The organism is Streptomyces sp. NPDC002776, from assembly GCF_053592195.1.
On the sequence record NZ_JBSFVG010000013.1, the window covers coordinates 134,625 to 152,434 of the forward strand.

General features: G+C 71.8%; 19 protein-coding genes. 15 read left to right on the forward strand and 4 right to left on the reverse strand.

Features of this window, described 5'->3' with window-relative positions:
• The first annotated feature begins 9 nt into the window (after positions 1–9).
• On the forward strand, positions 10–645 hold the full coding sequence (locus ACWD11_RS25175; protein ID WP_389419099.1) for a DJ-1/PfpI family protein: 636 nt from the start codon (positions 10–12) through the stop codon (positions 643–645).
• On the opposite strand, the gene ACWD11_RS25180 is transcribed toward ACWD11_RS25175, so the two are convergent.
• The gene (locus ACWD11_RS25180) at positions 632–1,387 is read right to left on the reverse strand and encodes an enoyl-CoA hydratase/isomerase family protein (protein WP_389419098.1); all 756 of its coding nucleotides are present in this window, start codon (positions 1,385–1,387) and stop codon (positions 632–634) included. The two genes, ACWD11_RS25175 and ACWD11_RS25180, sit on opposite strands and share 14 nt — an antisense overlap.
• A gap of 113 nt (positions 1,388–1,500) precedes the next feature.
• Between ACWD11_RS25180 and ACWD11_RS25185 the strand changes: the two genes are divergently transcribed.
• Together ACWD11_RS25185 and ACWD11_RS25190 are read left to right on the forward strand one after the other, a co-directional pair.
• On the forward strand, positions 1,501–2,151 hold the full coding sequence (locus tag ACWD11_RS25185; protein ID WP_451285664.1) for an HdeD family acid-resistance protein: 651 nt from the start codon (positions 1,501–1,503) through the stop codon (positions 2,149–2,151).
• A 175-nt stretch (positions 2,152–2,326) separates the two neighbouring features.
• Positions 2,327–2,803, forward strand: coding sequence for an ATP-binding protein (locus ACWD11_RS25190; protein WP_389419221.1), 477 nt, complete (start codon positions 2,327–2,329; stop codon positions 2,801–2,803).
• Between the two features lies 1 nt (position 2,804).
• On the opposite strand, the gene idi is transcribed toward ACWD11_RS25190, so the two are convergent.
• The 3 genes from idi to galE all read right to left on the reverse strand — a co-directional run bounded on the left by idi (position 2,805) and on the right by galE (position 5,601).
• The gene (idi, locus tag ACWD11_RS25195) at positions 2,805–3,398 is read right to left on the reverse strand and encodes an isopentenyl-diphosphate Delta-isomerase (RefSeq protein ID WP_389419096.1); all 594 of its coding nucleotides are present in this window, start codon (positions 3,396–3,398) and stop codon (positions 2,805–2,807) included.
• A 164-nt stretch (positions 3,399–3,562) separates the two neighbouring features.
• The gene (locus ACWD11_RS25200; protein WP_451285666.1) at positions 3,563–4,501 is read right to left on the reverse strand and encodes a cation diffusion facilitator family transporter; all 939 of its coding nucleotides are present in this window, start codon (positions 4,499–4,501) and stop codon (positions 3,563–3,565) included.
• 134 nt (positions 4,502–4,635) lie between these two features.
• Positions 4,636–5,601 (reverse strand): UDP-glucose 4-epimerase GalE, encoded by a 966-nt coding sequence (gene galE / locus ACWD11_RS25205; RefSeq protein WP_389419094.1) that lies wholly within the window; start codon positions 5,599–5,601, stop codon positions 4,636–4,638.
• A gap of 277 nt (positions 5,602–5,878) precedes the next feature.
• Here galE and ACWD11_RS25210 point away from each other — a divergent pair, with 277 nt between their 5' ends.
• The 12 genes from ACWD11_RS25210 to ACWD11_RS25265 all read left to right on the forward strand — a co-directional run bounded on the left by ACWD11_RS25210 (position 5,879) and on the right by ACWD11_RS25265 (position 17,770).
• Positions 5,879–7,645 carry a DUF5941 domain-containing protein gene (locus tag ACWD11_RS25210; protein WP_451285668.1) on the forward strand — a complete coding sequence of 589 codons (1,767 nt, stop codon included), beginning with the start codon at positions 5,879–5,881 and terminating at the stop codon, positions 7,643–7,645.
• A complete protein-coding gene (locus ACWD11_RS25215) occupies positions 7,642–8,394 on the forward strand; it encodes a phosphocholine cytidylyltransferase family protein (protein WP_389419092.1) in 753 nt (250 codons plus the stop codon). The genes ACWD11_RS25210 and ACWD11_RS25215 overlap by 4 nt, the downstream gene beginning before the upstream one ends.
• Positions 8,382–9,443, forward strand: a complete 1,062-nt coding sequence (locus ACWD11_RS25220) for an iron-containing alcohol dehydrogenase family protein (protein ID WP_451285670.1) — start codon at positions 8,382–8,384, stop codon at positions 9,441–9,443. The genes ACWD11_RS25215 and ACWD11_RS25220 overlap by 13 nt, the downstream gene beginning before the upstream one ends.
• On the forward strand, positions 9,421–10,200 hold the full coding sequence (locus tag ACWD11_RS25225) for a CDP-alcohol phosphatidyltransferase family protein (protein WP_451285672.1): 780 nt from the start codon (positions 9,421–9,423) through the stop codon (positions 10,198–10,200). The genes ACWD11_RS25220 and ACWD11_RS25225 overlap by 23 nt, the downstream gene beginning before the upstream one ends.
• Positions 10,201–10,208: 8 nt before the next feature.
• Positions 10,209–11,081, forward strand: coding sequence for a glycosyltransferase family 2 protein (locus tag ACWD11_RS25230; RefSeq protein ID WP_389419220.1), 873 nt, complete (start codon positions 10,209–10,211; stop codon positions 11,079–11,081).
• 96 nt (positions 11,082–11,177) lie between these two features.
• Positions 11,178–12,107, forward strand: coding sequence for an ABC transporter permease (locus ACWD11_RS25235; protein ID WP_389419089.1), 930 nt, complete (start codon positions 11,178–11,180; stop codon positions 12,105–12,107).
• Positions 12,100–12,876: an ABC transporter ATP-binding protein gene (locus ACWD11_RS25240; protein WP_389419088.1), complete on the forward strand. Its 777-nt coding sequence runs from the start codon at positions 12,100–12,102 to the stop codon at positions 12,874–12,876. Before ACWD11_RS25235 ends, ACWD11_RS25240 begins: the two co-directional genes overlap by 8 nt.
• Before the next feature lie 401 nt (positions 12,877–13,277).
• On the forward strand, positions 13,278–14,165 hold the full coding sequence (hpnC, locus tag ACWD11_RS25245) for a squalene synthase HpnC (RefSeq protein ID WP_389419087.1): 888 nt from the start codon (positions 13,278–13,280) through the stop codon (positions 14,163–14,165).
• Positions 14,162–15,112 carry a presqualene diphosphate synthase HpnD gene (gene hpnD, locus ACWD11_RS25250; protein ID WP_451285675.1) on the forward strand — a complete coding sequence of 317 codons (951 nt, stop codon included), beginning with the start codon at positions 14,162–14,164 and terminating at the stop codon, positions 15,110–15,112. The genes hpnC and hpnD overlap by 4 nt, the downstream gene beginning before the upstream one ends.
• Entirely contained in the window at positions 15,112–15,252 is a 141-nt protein-coding gene (locus tag ACWD11_RS25255) for a DUF6380 family protein (protein ID WP_389419085.1), read from the forward strand. Before hpnD ends, ACWD11_RS25255 begins: the two co-directional genes overlap by 1 nt.
• Positions 15,249–16,643: a hydroxysqualene dehydroxylase HpnE gene (gene hpnE, locus ACWD11_RS25260; RefSeq protein WP_389419084.1), complete on the forward strand. Its 1,395-nt coding sequence runs from the start codon at positions 15,249–15,251 to the stop codon at positions 16,641–16,643. The genes ACWD11_RS25255 and hpnE overlap by 4 nt, the downstream gene beginning before the upstream one ends.
• A complete protein-coding gene (locus tag ACWD11_RS25265; protein ID WP_389419083.1) occupies positions 16,643–17,770 on the forward strand; it encodes a polyprenyl synthetase family protein in 1,128 nt (375 codons plus the stop codon). Before hpnE ends, ACWD11_RS25265 begins: the two co-directional genes overlap by 1 nt.
• Positions 17,771–17,810: the final 40 nt, after the last annotated feature.

Genomic DNA, 17,810 nt, shown 5'->3' on the forward strand with positions numbered 1-17,810 from the left:
AGGCCCCCGATGCAGATCGCCATCGTCCTGTTCGACCGTTTCACCGCCCTCGACGCCGTGGGCCCCTACGAGACCCTCGGCCGCCTGCCGGACGCGGAGACCGTCTTCGTGGCCGAGCGGACCGGTCCCGTCCGCAGCGACACCGGGAACCTCGCGCTCACCGCCGACCGCACCCTGGCCGAGGTGCCGGACCCGGACATCGTGGTCGTGCCGGGCGGCCCCGGCCAGACTCCGCAGATGGAGAACACCGCGTTGCTGGACTGGCTGCGCGCCGCCGACGCCACCAGCACCTGGACGACGTCCGTGTGCACCGGCTCCCTGCTGCTGGCCGCCGCGGGGCTGCTGGCGGGGCGCCGGGCGACCTCCCACTGGCTGGCCCTGGACCACCTGAAGCGGTTCGGCGCCGAGCCCACCGGGGAGCGGGTGGTCATCGACGGCAAGTACGTCACCGCCGCCGGTGTCTCCTCCGGCATCGACATGGGCCTGACGCTCCTCGGGCGCATCGCGGGAGACGAACACGCCCAGGCCGTACAGCTGCTCACGGAGTACGACCCGCAGCCGCCCTACGACGCCGGATCGCCCGAGAAGGCGCCCGCGCATCTGGTGGCGGAGTTCCGCGCCAAGAGCCGGTTCATCCTGACGTAGGCATGCTCCAGGTGAAGCGCGGCGGCCGGCGCTGCAGGAACGCGGCTACCCCCTCCGCGAGGTCGCCGCTGCCGCGCGCCTGCTCGCTCCAGTGGGCGTCCCGGTCCGGGCGGCCGTTCGCGAACTCCTTGGCCGCCGCCTGTGTCAGCTGCGAGCGGCTGACCAGGATCCGGGTGAACTCGGCCACCCGCTTGTCCAGTTCGCCCGCGGGCAGCACCTCGTCGACCAGGCCCGTGCGCAGCGCCCGCGCGGAGTCGATCAACTCGCCCGAGAACAGCAGGTACTTGGCGGCGGCCGGGCCGGTCAGCGCCACCAGCCGCCGGGTGGAAGAGGCCGGGTAGACGACGCCCAGCTTCGCCGGCGTCACCCCGAACAGCGCCCCCTCCTCGGCGAACCGCAGATCGCAGGCCGCCGCGAGCTGCGTGCCGCCGCCCACGCAGTGCCCGCGCACGGCGGCCAGCGTCGGCTTAGGGAACGCCCCGAGCGCGTCCTCGGCGCGCCGGGCGAGGCCCTGCGCCTCCTCGGGCGCGTGCTGGAGCGCGCCGATGTCCGCCCCCGCGCAGAACGTGCCGCCCGCCCCGGTCAGCACCAGCGCCCGCACCTGGGGATCGGCCGCCAGGGTGTCCAGCAGCGGCGGCAGCGCGGCCCACATCGCCGAGGTCATGGCGTTGCGCTTCTCGGGATGGTGGATGACGACGGTGGCGACCGAGTCGGTGACGCCGTGCAGCAGCTGGGGCTCCATGCGCGGGATGCTATCCGCCCCGTCGGACGGCCGATCAGGAAGGGCGACGCGGAGCGTTACGGCACCGGGTGCGCAGGGGACTCGAAGGCTGGACAACGACGGAGGAGGCGCCGATGAGCGAGTCCACCCAGGAGCTGCGCCGCGGTTTCGGCCGGCTCACCGTGCTCGGCGTGATCCTCGTCGTCGCGGGGCTGGTCGGCCTGGTCTACACGGCCGCCGCCACGCTGACCTCGATGCTGCTGTTCGGCTGGCTGCTGCTGATCGGCGGCGCCGTCGGCCTGCTGCACGCCATCCAGGCGCGCGGCTCCAACTTCTTCTGGCTCGGTGTGGTGGTCGCGGCGCTGAACCTCGCGGCCGGTGTCGTGATCATCGCCAAACCGGAGGCGGCGGCCGAGGCGCTGACCATGTTCGCCGCGCTGCTGTTCCTCACCGGCGGGGTGTTCCGGCTGGTGGGCAGCGCGGTGGTGCGCGGACCGCAGTTCGGCTGGACGCTGATCCAGGGCGCCTTCGACCTGCTGCTGGGCATTGCGGTGCTGGCCTCCTGGCCGAGCAGCAGCAAGTACGTCATCGGCACCTTCTTCGCGCTCGCCCTGCTCTTCGACGGGCTCGGGCTCATCGCCACGGGCTACGGCGGCCGGCGCGTGATGGGGCTGGTCTCCGACGCGATGGACAACGAGGCCAAGGACTCCGGCACCCCCGCGCCCGGCACCACCGCCCCTGACACTCCCGCACCCGGCGCCACCAAACCCGTACAACCCGAATAGTTCGTAATGTCGGCACAGGTGGGACAGGACCGGTCCCGCACCTGACCACGTCATGCGTCATCGATCAGAAAGCGCTCGAAAAGCGCTGACTTGTGTTCAGTTCCATGGACCGGAGCGGCTCGGAATCAACACTCGACTCGTGGTGACAATCGAGCGCAAGGGTGGCGACCGGACGATGGAGAACCATGGGCGCGGGCCGGCCCCACGCCCAACAGAGGACCCACTGCCCTACGAGGGTGTGTGGCGGTTCACCGCCTCGGCCGTCGACGCTTCCGTCCCGCAGGCGCGGCACGCCGTACGGGATCTGCTGTACCGCCAGGGGGTGCCGCTCACGGACGACCAGGTGCACGCCCTGCTGCTGATCGTCTCGGAACTGGTCACCAACGCCGTCCGGCACGCGGCGCTGCTGTCCCCGGTGCTCGCCGTGGAGGTCGCCGTCGGCGCGGAGTGGGTGCGGGTGGCCGTGGAGGACAACCACCCCTACCGCCCCACCGCCCTGGAGGCCGACCACGGCCGGACCGGCGGGCGCGGGCTGCTGCTGGTGCGGGAGATCACCCAGGAGGCGGGCGGCGTCTGCGACGTCGAGCACACCGCGAGCGGCGGCAAGGTGATCTGGGCCGCCCTGCCGCTCAGACCCGCGCGCGTGCCGTAGCTCACCAGCCGGCGGACGGGCCCGTCAGTTCGCGGACCGCGGGACGGGCCGCGTCCAGCACGGTCATGAACCAGGCCGAGAAGGCGTTCTCGGCGTGCCGCTCCGCCAGCTCGGCGGGCGTCACGAAGGCGGTGTCCCCGACCTCCTCCGGGTCGGGGCGCAGCGGGGACTGCACCATGCCCACGAAGAGGTGGTTGTACTCCTGCTCCACCAGGCCCGAGTCCGGGTCGGGGTGGTTGTAGCGGACCGTGCCCGCCTCCGCCATCAGCGACGGCGACACCCCCAGCTCCTCGTACGTCCGCCGGGCCGCGGCCGCGAAGGGCGCCTCGCCGGGGTAGGGGTGGCCGCAGCAGGTGTTGGACCAGACACCGGGGGAGTGGTACTTGCCCAGCGCCCGCCGCTGCAGCAGCAGCCGGCCCCGCTCGTCGAAGAGGAACACGGAGAAGGCGCGGTGCAGCTGTCCCGGGGGCTGGTGGGCGGCGAGCTTCTCCGCGGTGCCGATCGTCACACCGTTCTCGTCGACCAGTTCGAGCAGGATCTCGGCTGCGGTGCCGTTCGGCGAGGTGTGCGTCGCGGCGGCAGGTGTGATCGGCATACCCATCCTTCACATCGGTTGTGCGCCCCAAGTGTGCCGCACGAATCCGGCACTCCCGGCAGTTGGTGCCCGGCGCGGCGACCGCGGAACCCTGGCGCCGCCCGGCGCTGGGAGTGAAGACGCCGCCGCGCGCCGGACCGCTGCGCCGCGCCGCGCGCCGGATTTCAGTGGCAGAGCCGCGCCTCGTGCTCGGCGTGCCCGCTGGGCTCCAGCTGGAAGGTGCAGTGCTCCACGTCGAAGTGGTCGCCCAGGCAGCCCTGGAGCTCGTGGAGCATCTTCTCGTGCCCGATCGCGCTGAGCGCCTCGGGGCTGACGACCACGTGCGCGGAGAGCACCGGCATGCCCGAGGTGATGGTCCAGGCGTGCAGGTCGTGCACGTCCTCGACCCCGTCGAGAGCCAGTATGTGGGCCCGTACCTCCATCATGTCGACGCCCCTGGGGGCCGCCTCCAGCAGGATCTCCAGGGTCTCGCGCAGCAGCTTCACGGTCCGCGGCACGATCATCAGGCCGATGACGAGCGAGGCGATCGGGTCCGCCGCCTGCCAGCCCGTCGTCAGGATCACCACCGCGGAGATCAGCACCGCCAGCGAGCCCAGCGCGTCTGCGGCCACCTCCAGGAACGCCCCGCGGACGTTCAGGCTCTCCTTCTGGCCGCGCATCAGCAGCGTGAGTGAGATCATGTTGGCGACCAGACCGATCGCACCGAACACCATGGTCAGCCCGCCCTCGGTCCCGGCCGGCGTGATGAACCGCTGGATCGCCTCGTAGAGGACGTACCCGCCGACGCCGAGCAGCAGCAGACAGTTGGCGAGCGCGGCGAGGATCTCCGCGCGGGCGTAGCCGAAGGTGCGGTTGCCGGTCGCCGGACGGCTCGCGAAGTGGATCGCCAGCAGCGCCATGGCGAGCCCCACGGCGTCGGTCGCCATGTGCGCGGCGTCCGCGACGAGGGCGAGCGAGTCGGCGAGCACGCCGCCGACGATCTCCACCACCATCACGGTGAGCGTGATCGACAGCGCGATGCGCAGCCTGCCGCGGTACGCCGCGGTCGCCGTACCGCCGGCGTGGCCGCCGTGCGCGTGCCCATGATCGTGCCCAGCCCCCATGGAAAGCCGCCTCCTGTCATCGCTTCCGGATCACAGTGAACTACGGGTGGGGGGTATCGGGCAACGCGGCACTGAACACCGTTGTCATATGCTCTGACCTGCAGAAACGATCCGCAGGTCAGAGCGCTGGGCGATCAGCCGCCGTGGTGCAGCAGCCATCCGCGCCAGGCGGAGGCGACCATCTCGCGCACCGAGCGGCGGGCCGTCCAGCCGAGTTCCTCGGCGGCCAGCGCGGCCGAGGCGACGGCCCGCGGCGCGTCCCCGGGGCGGCGGTCCTCGACGACGGGCGGCCGGGCGTCGCCGGTGACCTCGCCGATGACGTCGATCAGCTCGCGCACCGAGACGCCCTCGCCGCGGCCGATGTTGACCGTGAGGTCGCCGCTCAGGTCGGTCAGCCGCCGGGCGGCGGCGAGATGGGCCTCGGCGAGGTCGGCGACATGGATGTAGTCGCGGACGCAGGTGCCGTCCGGCGTCGGGTAGTCGGCGCCGAAGATCCGGGGAGCCTCGTCGCGGGTGAGCCGGTCGAAGACCATGGGCACGATGTTGAAGACACCGGTGTCGGCGAGCTCGGGCGCGGCGGCGCCGGCCACGTTGAAGTAGCGCAGGCAGACGGTGGAGATCCCGTGGGCCCGCCCGGCGGCCCGTACCAGCCACTCGCCGGTGAGTTTCGTCTCGCCGTACGGATTCACCGGGGCGCAGGGGGTGTCCTCGGTGATGAGGTCCACATCGGGGTTGCCGTAGACGGCGGCCGACGAGGAGAAGACCAGCCGCCGGACACCGGCCTCGGCCACCGCGTCCAGGAGCGTGGCCAGACCTCCCACGTTCTCCCGGTAGTAGCGGGTGGGCTGGGCCACGGACTCGCCGACCTGCTTGCGCGCCGCGAGATGCACCACACCCGTCACCGCGTGCTCCGCCAGCACCCGCTTGAGCAGGTCGCCGTCGAGGGACGAGCCCTGGATCAGCGGCACTCCGTCCGGCAGCCGCGCGGGCACCCCGGCCGAGAGGTCGTCCAGCGCCAGCACACGCTCCCCGGCCTCGGTCATCGCCCGCGCCACGTGGGCCCCGATGTACCCCGCCCCGCCTGTGATCAGCCATGTCATGGTCGTCCACCCTATGCTCAGCCCCCGCGGCCATAGAAAATGCGGCAAATGTCCGCTCTGGCAGCGCAGTTTGTGGGCCAGGCCCCGTTTCCCCGATGATGATCGCGGCAACGGCGTGGGCGAACCACGTCGATCGGGCCGTGAAACGGGCGGTGAACGCCACGTTCCCGGTATCCGATAGCCTCTGCCGACATGCCGCCCGGGTGTCACGGACCAGGGGCGCCCCACCGTGTCAATGACCGGCGCCCGCGCGTCGGCACCCAGGGAGTGAGTTCGGTTGTCGACCGCCATCCTCACCGGCCAGCCGGTCCCCGGATCGCCGATCGAGGGCGACCTGCGCTCCCTCGGCTTCGACGTCCGGACCGCCGCCGACGCCGCGGAGGCCGAGACACTGCTGGCCCAGGTGCCGAGCCGGGAACGGGTCGCCGTGGTCGACGCCCGCTTCGTCGGCCATGTGCACGCGCTGCGCCTCGGCCTGACCGACCCCCGCTTCCCGCTCGCCGCGATCCCGGGCGCCCTGACGGCCCAGCCCGCCGCCCGCCAGGCCCTGACCCGGGCGCTGGCCCGGGAGAACTCCGCGGCCGGCACCACCCTCGTGGACAGCCTCGCCGACCGGCTCACCGAGGCGGTCGACGCCCCCGTGCACCGCCCCGAGCTGGGCAGCCTCGTCGCGCAGGTCCCCGCCGACCCCCAGGCCCGCAACGAGGCACGGCAGGCCGTCGCCGCCGTCGACGACGAGGCCGTACGCCTGAAGTCGGCCGTGAAGGCCCGCGACGGCTTCTTCACCACCTTCTGCGTCAGCCCCTACTCGCGCTACCTCGCGCGCTGGTGCGCCCGCCGGGGCCTGACCCCGAACCAGGTCACCACCGCGTCCCTGCTCACCGCGCTCATAGCCGCGGCCTGCGCGGCCACCGGCACCCGCGGCGGCTTCGTCGCGGCCGGCGTGCTGCTGCTCCTCTCCTTCGTGCTGGACTGCACCGACGGCCAGCTCGCCCGCTACTCCCTGCAGTACTCCACCCTCGGCGCCTGGCTGGACGCCACCTTCGACCGGGCCAAGGAGTACGCCTACTACGCCGGCCTCGCGCTCGGAGCGGCCCGGGGCGGCGACGACGTATGGGCGCTCGCCCTCGGCGCGATGGTCCTGCAGACCTGCCGGCACGTTGTGGACTTCTCCTTCAACGAGGCGAACCACGATGCCACCGCCAACACCAGCCCCACAGCCGCCCTTTCCGACAAGCTCGACAGCGTCGGCTGGACGGTCTGGGTGCGGCGCATGATCGTGCTCCCCATCGGCGAGCGCTGGGCGATGATCGCCGTCCTGACCGCGCTCACCACCCCCCGGATCACCTTCTACGCCCTGCTCATCGGGTGCGCCTTCGCGGCGGCCTACACCACGGCGGGCCGCGTGCTGCGCTCCCTGACCCGCAAGGCCGTCCGCACGGACCGGGCCGCCCAGGCGCTGGACGACCTGGCGGACAACGGGCCGCTGACCGAACTGCTGCCTGCCAGGCTGTCGCTCAACGCGGTGGTGGCGGCCCTGACCGGCGCCGTGCTGGTGACGGGCTGCGCCCTCGTCTGGGGGGCGGGCTGGCAGACCGTCCTGGGCGCCGTCGGCTACGTCGCCTGCTCCGCCGTCGCCGTCGGCCGCCCCCTCAAGGGCGCCCTCGACTGGCTGGTCCCCCCGGTCTTCCGCGCCGCCGAGTACGGCACCGTCCTGATTCTCGCGGCCCGGGCGGAGGTGAACGGAGCCCTTCCTGCGGCTTTCGGTCTGGTGGCCGCCGTCGCCTACCATCACTACGACACGGTGTACCGCATCCGCGGCAACGCCGGAGCGCCCCCGGCCTGGCTGGTGCGCGCCCTCGGGGGGCACGAAGGACGCACGCTGCTCGTCACCGTCCTTGCCGCGGTGCTCACCGCCTCGCAGTTCCCGGTCGCGCTCACGGCTGTGGCCGTGGTCATCGCGCTCGTGGTGCTCGTGGAGAGCATCCGCTTCTGGGTCTCCGCTGGAGCCCCTGCCGTACACGATGAAGGAGAACCCGCATGATCGGCCTCGTGCTGGCGGCCGGCGCCGGACGGCGTCTGCGCCCCTACACCGACAGCCTTCCCAAGGCTCTGGTGCCGGTGGGCCCCGCGGGCATAGCAGGCGAACCCACGGTTCTCGACCTCACCCTCGGCAACTTCGCCGAGATCGGGCTGACCGAGGTCGCGATCATCGTCGGCTACCGCAAGGAGGCCGTCTACGCGCGCAAGGCGGCCCTGGAGGCGAAGTACGGCCTCAAGCTGACCCTCATCGACAACGACAAGGCCGAGGAGTGGAACAACGCCTACTCCCTGTGGTGCGGCCGTGACGCCCTCAAGGACGGCGTGATCCTCGCCAACGGCGACACCGTCCACCCGGTCTCCGTCGAGAAGACGCTGCTCGCCGCCCGCGGCGACGGCAAGAAGATCATCCTCGCCCTCGACACCGTGAAGTCGCTCGCCGACGAGGAGATGAAGGTCGTCGTGGACCCCGCCAAGGGCGTCACGAAGATCACCAAGCTGATGGATCCGGCCGAGGCCACCGGCGAGTACATCGGCGTCACCCTGATCGAGGGGGACGCCGCCACCGAGCTGGCCGACGCCCTGAAGACGGTCTGGGAGACCGACCCGCAGCAGTTCTACGAGCACGGCTACCAGGAGCTCGTGAACCGCGGCTTCACGATCGACACGGCGCCGATCGGCGACGTTCAGTGGGTGGAGATCGACAACCACGACGATCTCGCCCGCGGACGGGAGATCGCGTGCCAGTACTGACCCGGCTGATCCCCTCACCGGTCGTCGTCGACATCCGCCCGGGTGCCCTCGACGACCTGGGCTGCGTCCTCGCCGACCAGCGCGTCTCGCACTCCGGCAAGCTCGCCGTCGCCGTCAGCGGCGGCTCCGGCGCCCGGCTGCGTCAGCGGCTGGAGCCGAGCCTGCCCGGTGCCACCTGGTACGAGGTCGGCGGCGGCACCCTCGACGACGCGGTCCGGCTGGCCGGTGACATAAAGGCCGGCCACTACGACGCGGTCGTCGGCCTCGGCGGCGGCAAGATCATCGACTGCGCCAAGTTCGCCGCGGCACGGGTCGGCCTCCCGCTGGTCGCCGTACCGACGAACCTCGCGCACGACGGTCTGTGCTCGCCGGTCGCCACCCTCGACAACGACGCGGGCCGCGGCTCCTACGGGGTGCCCAACCCGATCGCGGTCGTCATCGACCTCGACGTCATCCGGGAGGCCCCGGCCCGCTTCGTCCGGGCCGGCATCGGCGACGCCGTCTCCAACATCTCCGCCATCGCGGACTGGGAGCTGGCCCACCGGGTCAAGGGCGAGAAGATCGACGGCCTGGCCGCGGCCATCGCCCGGCAGGCGGGCGAGGCGGTGCTCCGGCACCCGGGAGGCATCGAGGACATCGCCTTCCTCCAGGTGCTCGCCGAGGCGCTGGTGCTCAGCGGCATCGCCATGTCGGTGTCGGGCGACTCCCGCCCGTCCTCCGGCGCCTGCCACGAGATCAACCACGCGTTCGACCTGCTCTACCCCAGGCGCGCCGCCGCCCACGGCGAACAGTGCGGACTGGGCGCGGCCTTCGCGATGTTCCTGCGCGGAGCCCATGAGGAGTCGGCCTACATGGCCGAGGTGCTGCGCCGGCACGGGCTCCCGGTGCTGCCGGAGGAGATCGGCTTCAGCCCGGACGAGTTCGTCCGGGCCGTGGAGTTCGCCCCGCAGACCCGCCCCGGCCGCTTCACGATCCTCGAACACCTCGACCTGACCACCGACCAGATCAAGGACATGTACACCGACTATGTCAAGGCCATCGGTAGCTGAACTCCGTCCGGTCGTCCACCCCGCGGGGGTGAAGGACCGGCGCAGCGGTGAGCACTGGATGGGACGCCTCTACATGCGTGAGGTGTCCCTGCGGGTCGACCGCTACCTGGTCAACACCAGGGTGACGCCCAACCAGCTCACGTACCTGATGACCGTCTTCGGTGTGCTCGCGGCCCCGGCACTGCTCGTGCCGGGGATCACGGGCGCCCTGCTGGGCGTGGTGTGCGTCCAGATGTATCTGCTGCTGGACTGCGTCGACGGCGAGATCGCCCGCTGGAAGAAGCAGTACTCGCTCAACGGCGTCTACCTCGACCGGGTCGGCGCCTACCTCACCGACGCCGCCGTCCTCGTCGGCTTCGGGCTGCGCGCCGCGGACGTGTGGGGCAGCGGCCGTATCGACTGGCTGTGGGCCTTCCTCGGCACGCTGGCCGCGCTCGGCGCCATCCTGATCAAGGCGGAGACCGACCTGGTCGGGGTCGCCCGGCACCAGGGCGGACTGCCGCCGGTCAAGGAGTCCGCCGCCGAGATGCGCTCCTCCGGGATGGCGCTGGCCCGGCGTGCCGCCGCCGCCCTGCAGTTCCACCGGCTGATCCTCGGCATCGAGGCGTCCCTGCTGATCCTGATCCTGGCGATCGTGGACCAGCTGCGCGGCGACCTGTTCTACTCCCGGCTCGGTGTCGCCGTGCTCGCCGGCATCGCGCTGGTGCAGACCCTGCTGCACCTGGTGTCCATCCTCGCGTCGAGCAGGCTGAAGTGAGTGCCCCGATGAAGGTCGGGGCGGTCGTCATCACCATGGGCAACCGCCCCGACGAACTGCGCGCCCTCCTCGACTCGATCGCCAAGCAGGACGGCGACCGCGTCGAGGTGGTCGTGGTCGGCAACGGCTCGCCGGTCCCGGACGTGCCCGACGGCGTCCGCACCATCGAGCTGCAGGAGAACCTGGGCATCCCCGGCGGCCGCAACGTCGGCATCGAGGCCTTCGGCCCCAGCGGCCGCGACGTCGACATATTGCTCTTCCTCGACGACGACGGGCTCCTCGCCCAGCACGACACCGCCGAGCTCTGCCGCCGGGCCTTCGCCGCGGACCCCCGGCTCGGCATCATCAGCTTCCGCATCGCCGACCCGGACACGGGCGTCACCCAGCGCCGCCACGTCCCCCGGCTGCGCGCCGCCGACCCGATGCGCTCCTCCCGGGTCACCACCTTCCTCGGCGGCGCCAACGCCGTCCGCACCCAGGTCTTCGCCGAAGTCGGCGGCCTGCCGGACGAATTCTTCTACGCGCACGAGGAAACCGACCTGGCATGGCGGGCCCTCGACGCGGGCTGGTCGATCGACTACCGGTCCGACATGGTGCTGTACCACCCCACGACCGCCCCCTCCCGGCACGCGGTCTACCACCGCATGGTCGCCCGCAACCGGGTCTGGCTCGCCCGCCGCAACCTCCCCGCGCTCCTCGTCCCCGTCTACCTGGGCGTATGGATGCTGCTGACCCTGATACGCCGCCCCTCGCGGCCCGCGCTCAAGGCATGGTTCGGCGGATTCCGGGAAGGCTGGACGAGCCCGTGCGGCCCCCGTCGGCCCATGAAGTGGCGTACGGTGTGGCGGCTGACCCGGCTGGGCCGTCCTCCTGTCGTCTGACAAGCTTCACTGACAGCACAGGAGGTCCGCACCCCGGCCTCAGGCTCACGGCAAGCCCGCACAGGCTGCGCATCTCGAAGACGAAAGTTTCCACCAGTGAGTGAGACAACGCACGACGGACAGGTCGCGGTGACCGCGCCGCCGTCGCCCGACGAGGGCCTCACGGCGGCCGAGCTGGCCGCCAAGTACGGGCTGAGCGTGAGCGGCGCCCGCCCCTCGCTCCTCGAGTACGTCCGCCAGCTCTGGGACCGACGGCACTTCATCCTCGCCTTCTCGCGGGCGAAGCTGACCGCCCAGTACAGCCAGGCCAAGCTCGGCCAGCTCTGGCAAGTGGTGACCCCGCTGCTGAACGCGGCCGTGTACTTCTTCATCTTCGGCGTCATCCTGGAAGCCGACCGGGGCATGTCCCGTGAGGTGTACATCCCGTTCCTGGTCACCGGCGTCTTCGTCTTCACCTTCACGCAGAGTTCGGTGATGGCGGGCGTCCGCGCGATCTCCGGCAACCTCGGCCTGGTGCGCGCGCTGCATTTCCCGCGCGCCTCGCTGCCGGTGTCCTTCTCGCTCCAGCAGCTCCAGCAGCTGCTCGCGTCGATGGTCGTGCTGGTCGCGGTGACCTGTGCGTTCGGCAGCTACCCGGACGTGTCCTGGCTGCTGATGGTTCCGGTGCTGGCGCTGCAGTTCCTGTTCAACACCGGTCTGGCCCTGATCATGGCCCGGGCCGGCGCCAAGACCCCGGACCTGGCGCAGCTGATGCCGTTCGTGATGCGTACCTGGATGTACGCCTCCGGCGTCATGTACTCGATCCCGATCATGCTCGCCGACAAGCCGCAGTGGATCGCGGACGTCCTGCAGTGGAACCCGGCCGCCATCTACATGGACCTGATGCGCTTCGCGCTGATCGACGGCTACGGCTCGGAGAACCTGCCGAACCACGTCTGGGCGGTCGCGGGCGGCTGGGCCCTGCTCTGCGCGGTCGGCGGCTTCGTGTACTTCTGGAAGGCGGAGGAGAGGTACGGCCGTGGCTGACACCCGGGTTCCCACCGTCATCGCCGACGAGCTGCACATCGTCTACCGCGTCAACGGCGCCAAGGCGGGCAAGGGCAGCGCCCCCGCCGCGCTCAGCCGGATCCTCAGGCGAGGCTCCGACGACACGCAGCGGGGGGTGCGCACGGTGCACGCCGTCAAGGGCGTGTCCTTCGTCGCCTACCGCGGCGAGGCCATCGGTCTGATCGGCTCCAACGGCTCCGGCAAGTCGACCCTGCTGCGGGCCATCGCGGGGCTGCTCCCGGCGGAGCGGGGCAAGGTCTTCACCGACGGCCAGCCCTCGCTGCTGGGGGTGAACGCGGCCCTGATGAACGACCTGACCGGCGAGCGGAACGTCATCCTGGGCGGTCTCGCCATGGGCATGTCCCGCGAGGAGATCAAGGAGCGCTACCAGCAGATCGTCGACTTCTCGGGCATCAACGAGAAGGGCGACTTCATCACCCTGCCGATGCGCACCTACTCCTCGGGCATGGCGGCCCGGCTGCGGTTCTCCATCGCCGCCGCCAAGGACCATGACGTCCTGATGATCGACGAGGCCCTGGCCACCGGCGACCGCAAGTTCCAGAAGCGCTCCGAGCAGCGCATCCGGGAGCTGCGCAAGGAGGCCGGCACGGTGTTCCTGGTCAGCCACAACAACAAGTCGATCCGTGACACCTGCGACCGGGTGCTGTGGCTGGAGCGCGGCGAGCTGCGCATGGACGGCCCGACCGACGAGGTCCTCAAGGAGTACGAGAAGTTCACGGGCAAGTAGTCCACCCCGCACCGGCGCACCCGGCCGAGCCCGCTTCCCGTCGCCCCGCCGGAACCCGTCCGGCGGGGCTCCGCGTCTGCAAAGGAAACGTCAACTTCGGTCGTTCTCAGGAATCTTGGGACCAATCGGTGTGTTCTTGTGATGCGCAGGACACCCCGGCGAACCGCCGTGCGTTGTACAACGTAAGCTGTACCGGTCCCCAATCGCGGCAAGTGGGGCGATAATGCCCCTCACCCTCTACGGGGAGGCCGCGCGGACCGCTGGGCGGCGTGTCCGAAATAGTGTGTATTGGGTCGGCGGTGTAGAACGGGAGATGTGACGGCAATGGCTACGGAAACTCCCCTGCGCAACGCACCATGTGCCGTCCCCGCCCCGGGCAGCCCGCGGTGACGGGAACCGGCATGCCGCCGGCCGGTGAGGCGGAGCGCGGCACGCTCGACAAGGCCGCGCACGAGAACTTCCCCGTGGCCCCCTTCTTCCTGCCCCGGGCCTGGCGCACCGACCTCATGGCCGTCTACGGCTTCGCCCGCCTCGTCGACGACATCGGCGACGGCGATCTGGCCCCCGGCGGCGCCGACGCGCGGCTGCTCGGCGTGCCGGCCACGGACGCCGACGACCGGCTGCTGATGCTGGACGCCTTCGAGGCCGACCTGCGACGCGTGTTCGACGCCACGCCCCGGCACCCCCTGCTGCGCCGCCTGCAGCCCACGGTCCGCCGCTGCTCGCTGACCCCCGAGCCGTTCCTCGCCCTGATCGCGGCCAACCGCCAGGACCAGCTGGTCAGCCGCTACGAGAGCTACGACGACCTGCTCGCCTACTGCGCGCTGTCCGCCAACCCCGTCGGACATCTCGTCCTCGGCGTGACCGGCACCGCCACCCCCGAGCGGATCCGCCGCTCCGACGCGATCTGCACCGCCCTGCAGATCGTCGAGCACCTCCAGGACGTCGCCGAGGACCTCGGCCGCGACCGCGTCTACCTGCCCGCCGCGGACATGAAGCGCTTTCACGTCCAGGAGGCGGATCTCGCCAAGACCACAGCGGGGGCATCGGTGCGCGCACTGATCGCCTTCGAGGCCCAACGCGCCCGCGAGCTCCTGAATGAAGGCGCCCCCCTGGTGGGTAGCGTCCACGGCAGGCTGAGACTGCTGCTCGCAGGGTTCGTGGCGGGGGGAAGGGCGGCGATCCACGCGATCGCCGCCGCCGATTTCGACGTACTTCCCGGCCCGCCCAAGCCCGGCAAGATCCAGCTGCTGCGCGAGGTGGGCGTGACTCTGCGAGGAGAGGGGTGATCCGGACTGTGGAGTTCGCACCACACGCGTCCGCACCGGTACTCGCCGCCTACAGCTACTGCGAGGCCGTCACCGGACAGCAGGCACGCAACTTCGCGTACGGCATCCGGCTGCTGCCGACGCCGAAGCGGCGCGCGATGTCGGCGCTGTACGCGTTCTCGCGCCGTGTCGACGACATCGGCGACGGCGCTCTGGCCCACGGGGTCAAGGTCGCCAGACTGGAGGACACCCGGGCGCTGCTCACCCGGGTGCGCGACGGCGCGGTCGACGAGGACGACACCGACCCGGTCGCGGTCGCCCTCACCCATGCCGCCGAGGTCTTCCCGATCCCCCTCGACGGCCTGGACGAGCTGATCGACGGCGTGCTGATGGACGTACGCGGCGAGACGTACGAGACCTGGGACGACCTGAAGGTGTACTGCCGCTGTGTGGCGGGCGCCATCGGGCGGCTCTCGCTCGGTGTGTTCGGCACCGAGCCCGGGGCGCGCGGCGCCGAGCGCGCGCCGGAGTACGCGGACACGCTCGGGCTCGCGCTGCAGCTCACCAACATCCTGAGAGACGTGCGCGAGGACGCGGAGGGCGGCCGTACCTACCTGCCCGCCGACGACCTCGCGAAATTCGGCTGCTCGGCCGGGTTCGCCGGGCCGGCCGTGCCGGAGGGCGCGGACTTCGCGGGCCTCGTGCACTTCGAAGTGCGCAGGGCCCGCGCCCTTTTCGCCGAGGGCTACCGGCTGCTGCCGATGCTCGACCGGCGCAGCGGCGCCTGCGTCGCCGCCATGGCCGGCATCTACCGCCGCCTGCTGGACCGCATCGAGCGCGAGCCGGAGGCGGTGCTGCGCGGGCGCGTCTCCCTGCCCGGACGGGAGAAGGCGTACGTGGCCGTGCGCGGCCTTTCCGGTCTCGACACCCGGCATGTGACGCGGCGGCCGAACAGGAGGCGGGCCTGATGGACGAACCGGTCCGAGGCGAAGCCACCGGCGACAAGTGGCAGGCAACCCTCCGCGGCGCGGCGGCGTCCCTGACTGAGACGGCCGGCCGTGCACCGTTGAAGCACCGCGGCGGCCGTTCGGGGGAGGGCACACGATGACCGACGGCATCACGACCAAAGGCCATGCCGTCGTGGTCGGCGGCGGCCTCGCCGGCATCACCGCGGCGCTGGCGCTCGCCGACGCGGGAGTCCGCGTGACGCTTCTGGAGGGGCGGCCCCGCCTCGGCGGACTCGCCTTCTCCTTCCAGCGCGGCGACCTCACCGTCGACAACGGCCAGCATGTCTACCTGCGCTGCTGCACCGCCTACCGCTGGTTCCTCGACCGGATCGAGGGCACCGCGCTGGCGCCGTTGCAGGATCGTCTCGACGTGCCCGTACTCGACCTGGCCAAGCCCGAGGGGCGGCGGCTCGGCCGGATCCGGCGCGACCCGCTGCCCGTACCGCTGCACCTGGGGCGCAGCCTCGCCACCTACCCGCACCTCTCCCTCGCCGAGCGCGCCGCCGTCGGGCGTGCCGCGCTCGCGCTGATGTCGCTCGACCTCGCCGATCCGGCCTTGGACGCGCAGAACTTCGGCACCTGGCTGGCCGCGCACGGGCAGTCCCCGCGGGCCGTCACGGCCCTGTGGAACCTGGTCGGGATCGCCACCCTCAACGCGTTCGCGGAGGACGCCTCCCTGGGGCTCGCCGCGATGGTGTTCAAGACCGGTCTGCTCTCCGACCCCGGCGCGGCCGACATCGGATGGGCGCATGTCCCGCTGGGCGACCTGCACGACCGGCTGGCCCGCAAGGCACTCGACTCCGCGGGCGTGCGCACCCAGACGCGTACCCGGGTCACCTCCATCTCCCCTGACGGCGACGGCCGTTGGAGCGTCGAGGTGCCCGGCGCGACGCTCCGGGCGGACGCCGTCGTCCTCGCCGTACCGCAGAGCGAGGCCCACGACCTGCTGCCCGAGGGAGCCCTGGACGACCCCGGACGGCTGCTCGACATCGGCACCGCGCCGATCCTGAACGTCCATGTCGTCTACGACCGCCCGGTGCTGAGCGCCCCCTTCTTCGCCGCCCTCGGCACTCCGGTGCAGTGGGTGTTCGACCGGACGGACTCCTCCGGTCTGCGCGAGGGGCAGTACCTCGCGCTGTCGCAGTCGGCCGCCCACCACGAGATCGACGCGCCGGTGGCCCAGCTGCGCGAGAAGTACCTGCCGGAGCTGGCCCGGCTGCTGCCACTGGCCCGGGGCGCCGAGGTGAAGGACTTCTTCGTGACCCGGGAGCGCACGGCGACGTTCGCCCCCACCCCCGGTGTCGGGCGGCTGCGGCCCGGCACCCGCACCAAGGCCGCCGGCCTCTATCTGGCCGGAGCGTGGACCGCCACAGGGTGGCCCGCGACCATGGAGAGTGCGGTCCGCAGCGGTGTGAGCGCGGCCGACGCCGCGCTGAGCGCCTTGGGCCGGCCCCGCCCCCGCCACCTCTTCGAAGTCGAGGAGGCGGCCTGATGCTGCATCAGCGCGCGGCTGGTCCCCGCACCCCCGGTACCGCAACAAGAGGAGAGACTGTGCCCCCTGTGCCCCCGGCCTCGACGGCTTCCGAGGCGGTGGACGTGACCGCGCTCCTGGAACGCGGCCGGACCCTGGCCACACCGGTACTGCGGGCGGCCATCGACCGCCTGGCGCCTCCCATGGACACCGTCTCCGCCTACCACTTCGGCTGGATCGACGCCCAGGGCAGGCCCACGGCCGGCGACGGCGGCAAGGCCGTGCGCCCCGCCCTCGCCGTGCTCTCCGCCGAGGTCACCGGCGCCGCCCCCGAGGTCGGCATCCCCGGCGCGGTCGCCGTCGAGCTGGTGCACAACTTCTCGCTCCTGCACGACGACCTGATGGACGGCGACGAGCAGCGCCGGCACCGCGACACGGTGTGGAAGGTGCACGGCCCCGCCCAGGCCATCCTGGTCGGCGACGCCCTGTTCGCCCTCGCCAACGAGCTGCTCCTGGAGCTCGGCACCGTCCGGGCCGGCCGCGCCACCCGCCGGCTGACCAGCGCCACCCGGGCGCTGATCGACGGACAGGCCCAGGACATGTCCTACGAGCACCGCGACCGCGTCAGCGTCGAGGAGTGCCTGGAGATGGAGGGCAACAAGACCGGCGCGCTGCTCGCCTGCGCCAGCTCCATCGGGGCGGTGCTCGGCGGCGCGGACGACCGCACCGCCGACACCCTGGAGAAGTACGGCTACCACCTCGGCCTCGCCTTCCAGGCCGTCGACGACCTCCTCGGCATCTGGGGCGACCCGGTCTCCACCGGCAAGCAGACCTGGAGCGATCTGCGCCAGCGCAAGAAGTCCCTTCCGGTCGTGGCCGCGCTCGCGGCGGGCGGCGCCGCCTCCGAGCAGCTCGCCGAGCTGCTCGCCGCCGACGCCGAGAGCAGCGACTTCGAGACGTTCTCCGAGGAGGAGTTCGCCACCCGCGCCGCGCTCATCGAGGAGGCGGGCGGCCGCGAGTGGACCGCGCAAGAGGCCCGCCGTCAGCACACCGTCGCCATCGAAGCCCTGGACGCCGTCGACATGCCCGACCGGGTGCGGGCCCAGTTCACGGCGCTGGCCGACTTCGTCGTCGTACGAAAGAGATGATCACTATCGGTCGAATAGCCCTCGCGTAGTCGCCGGCCGG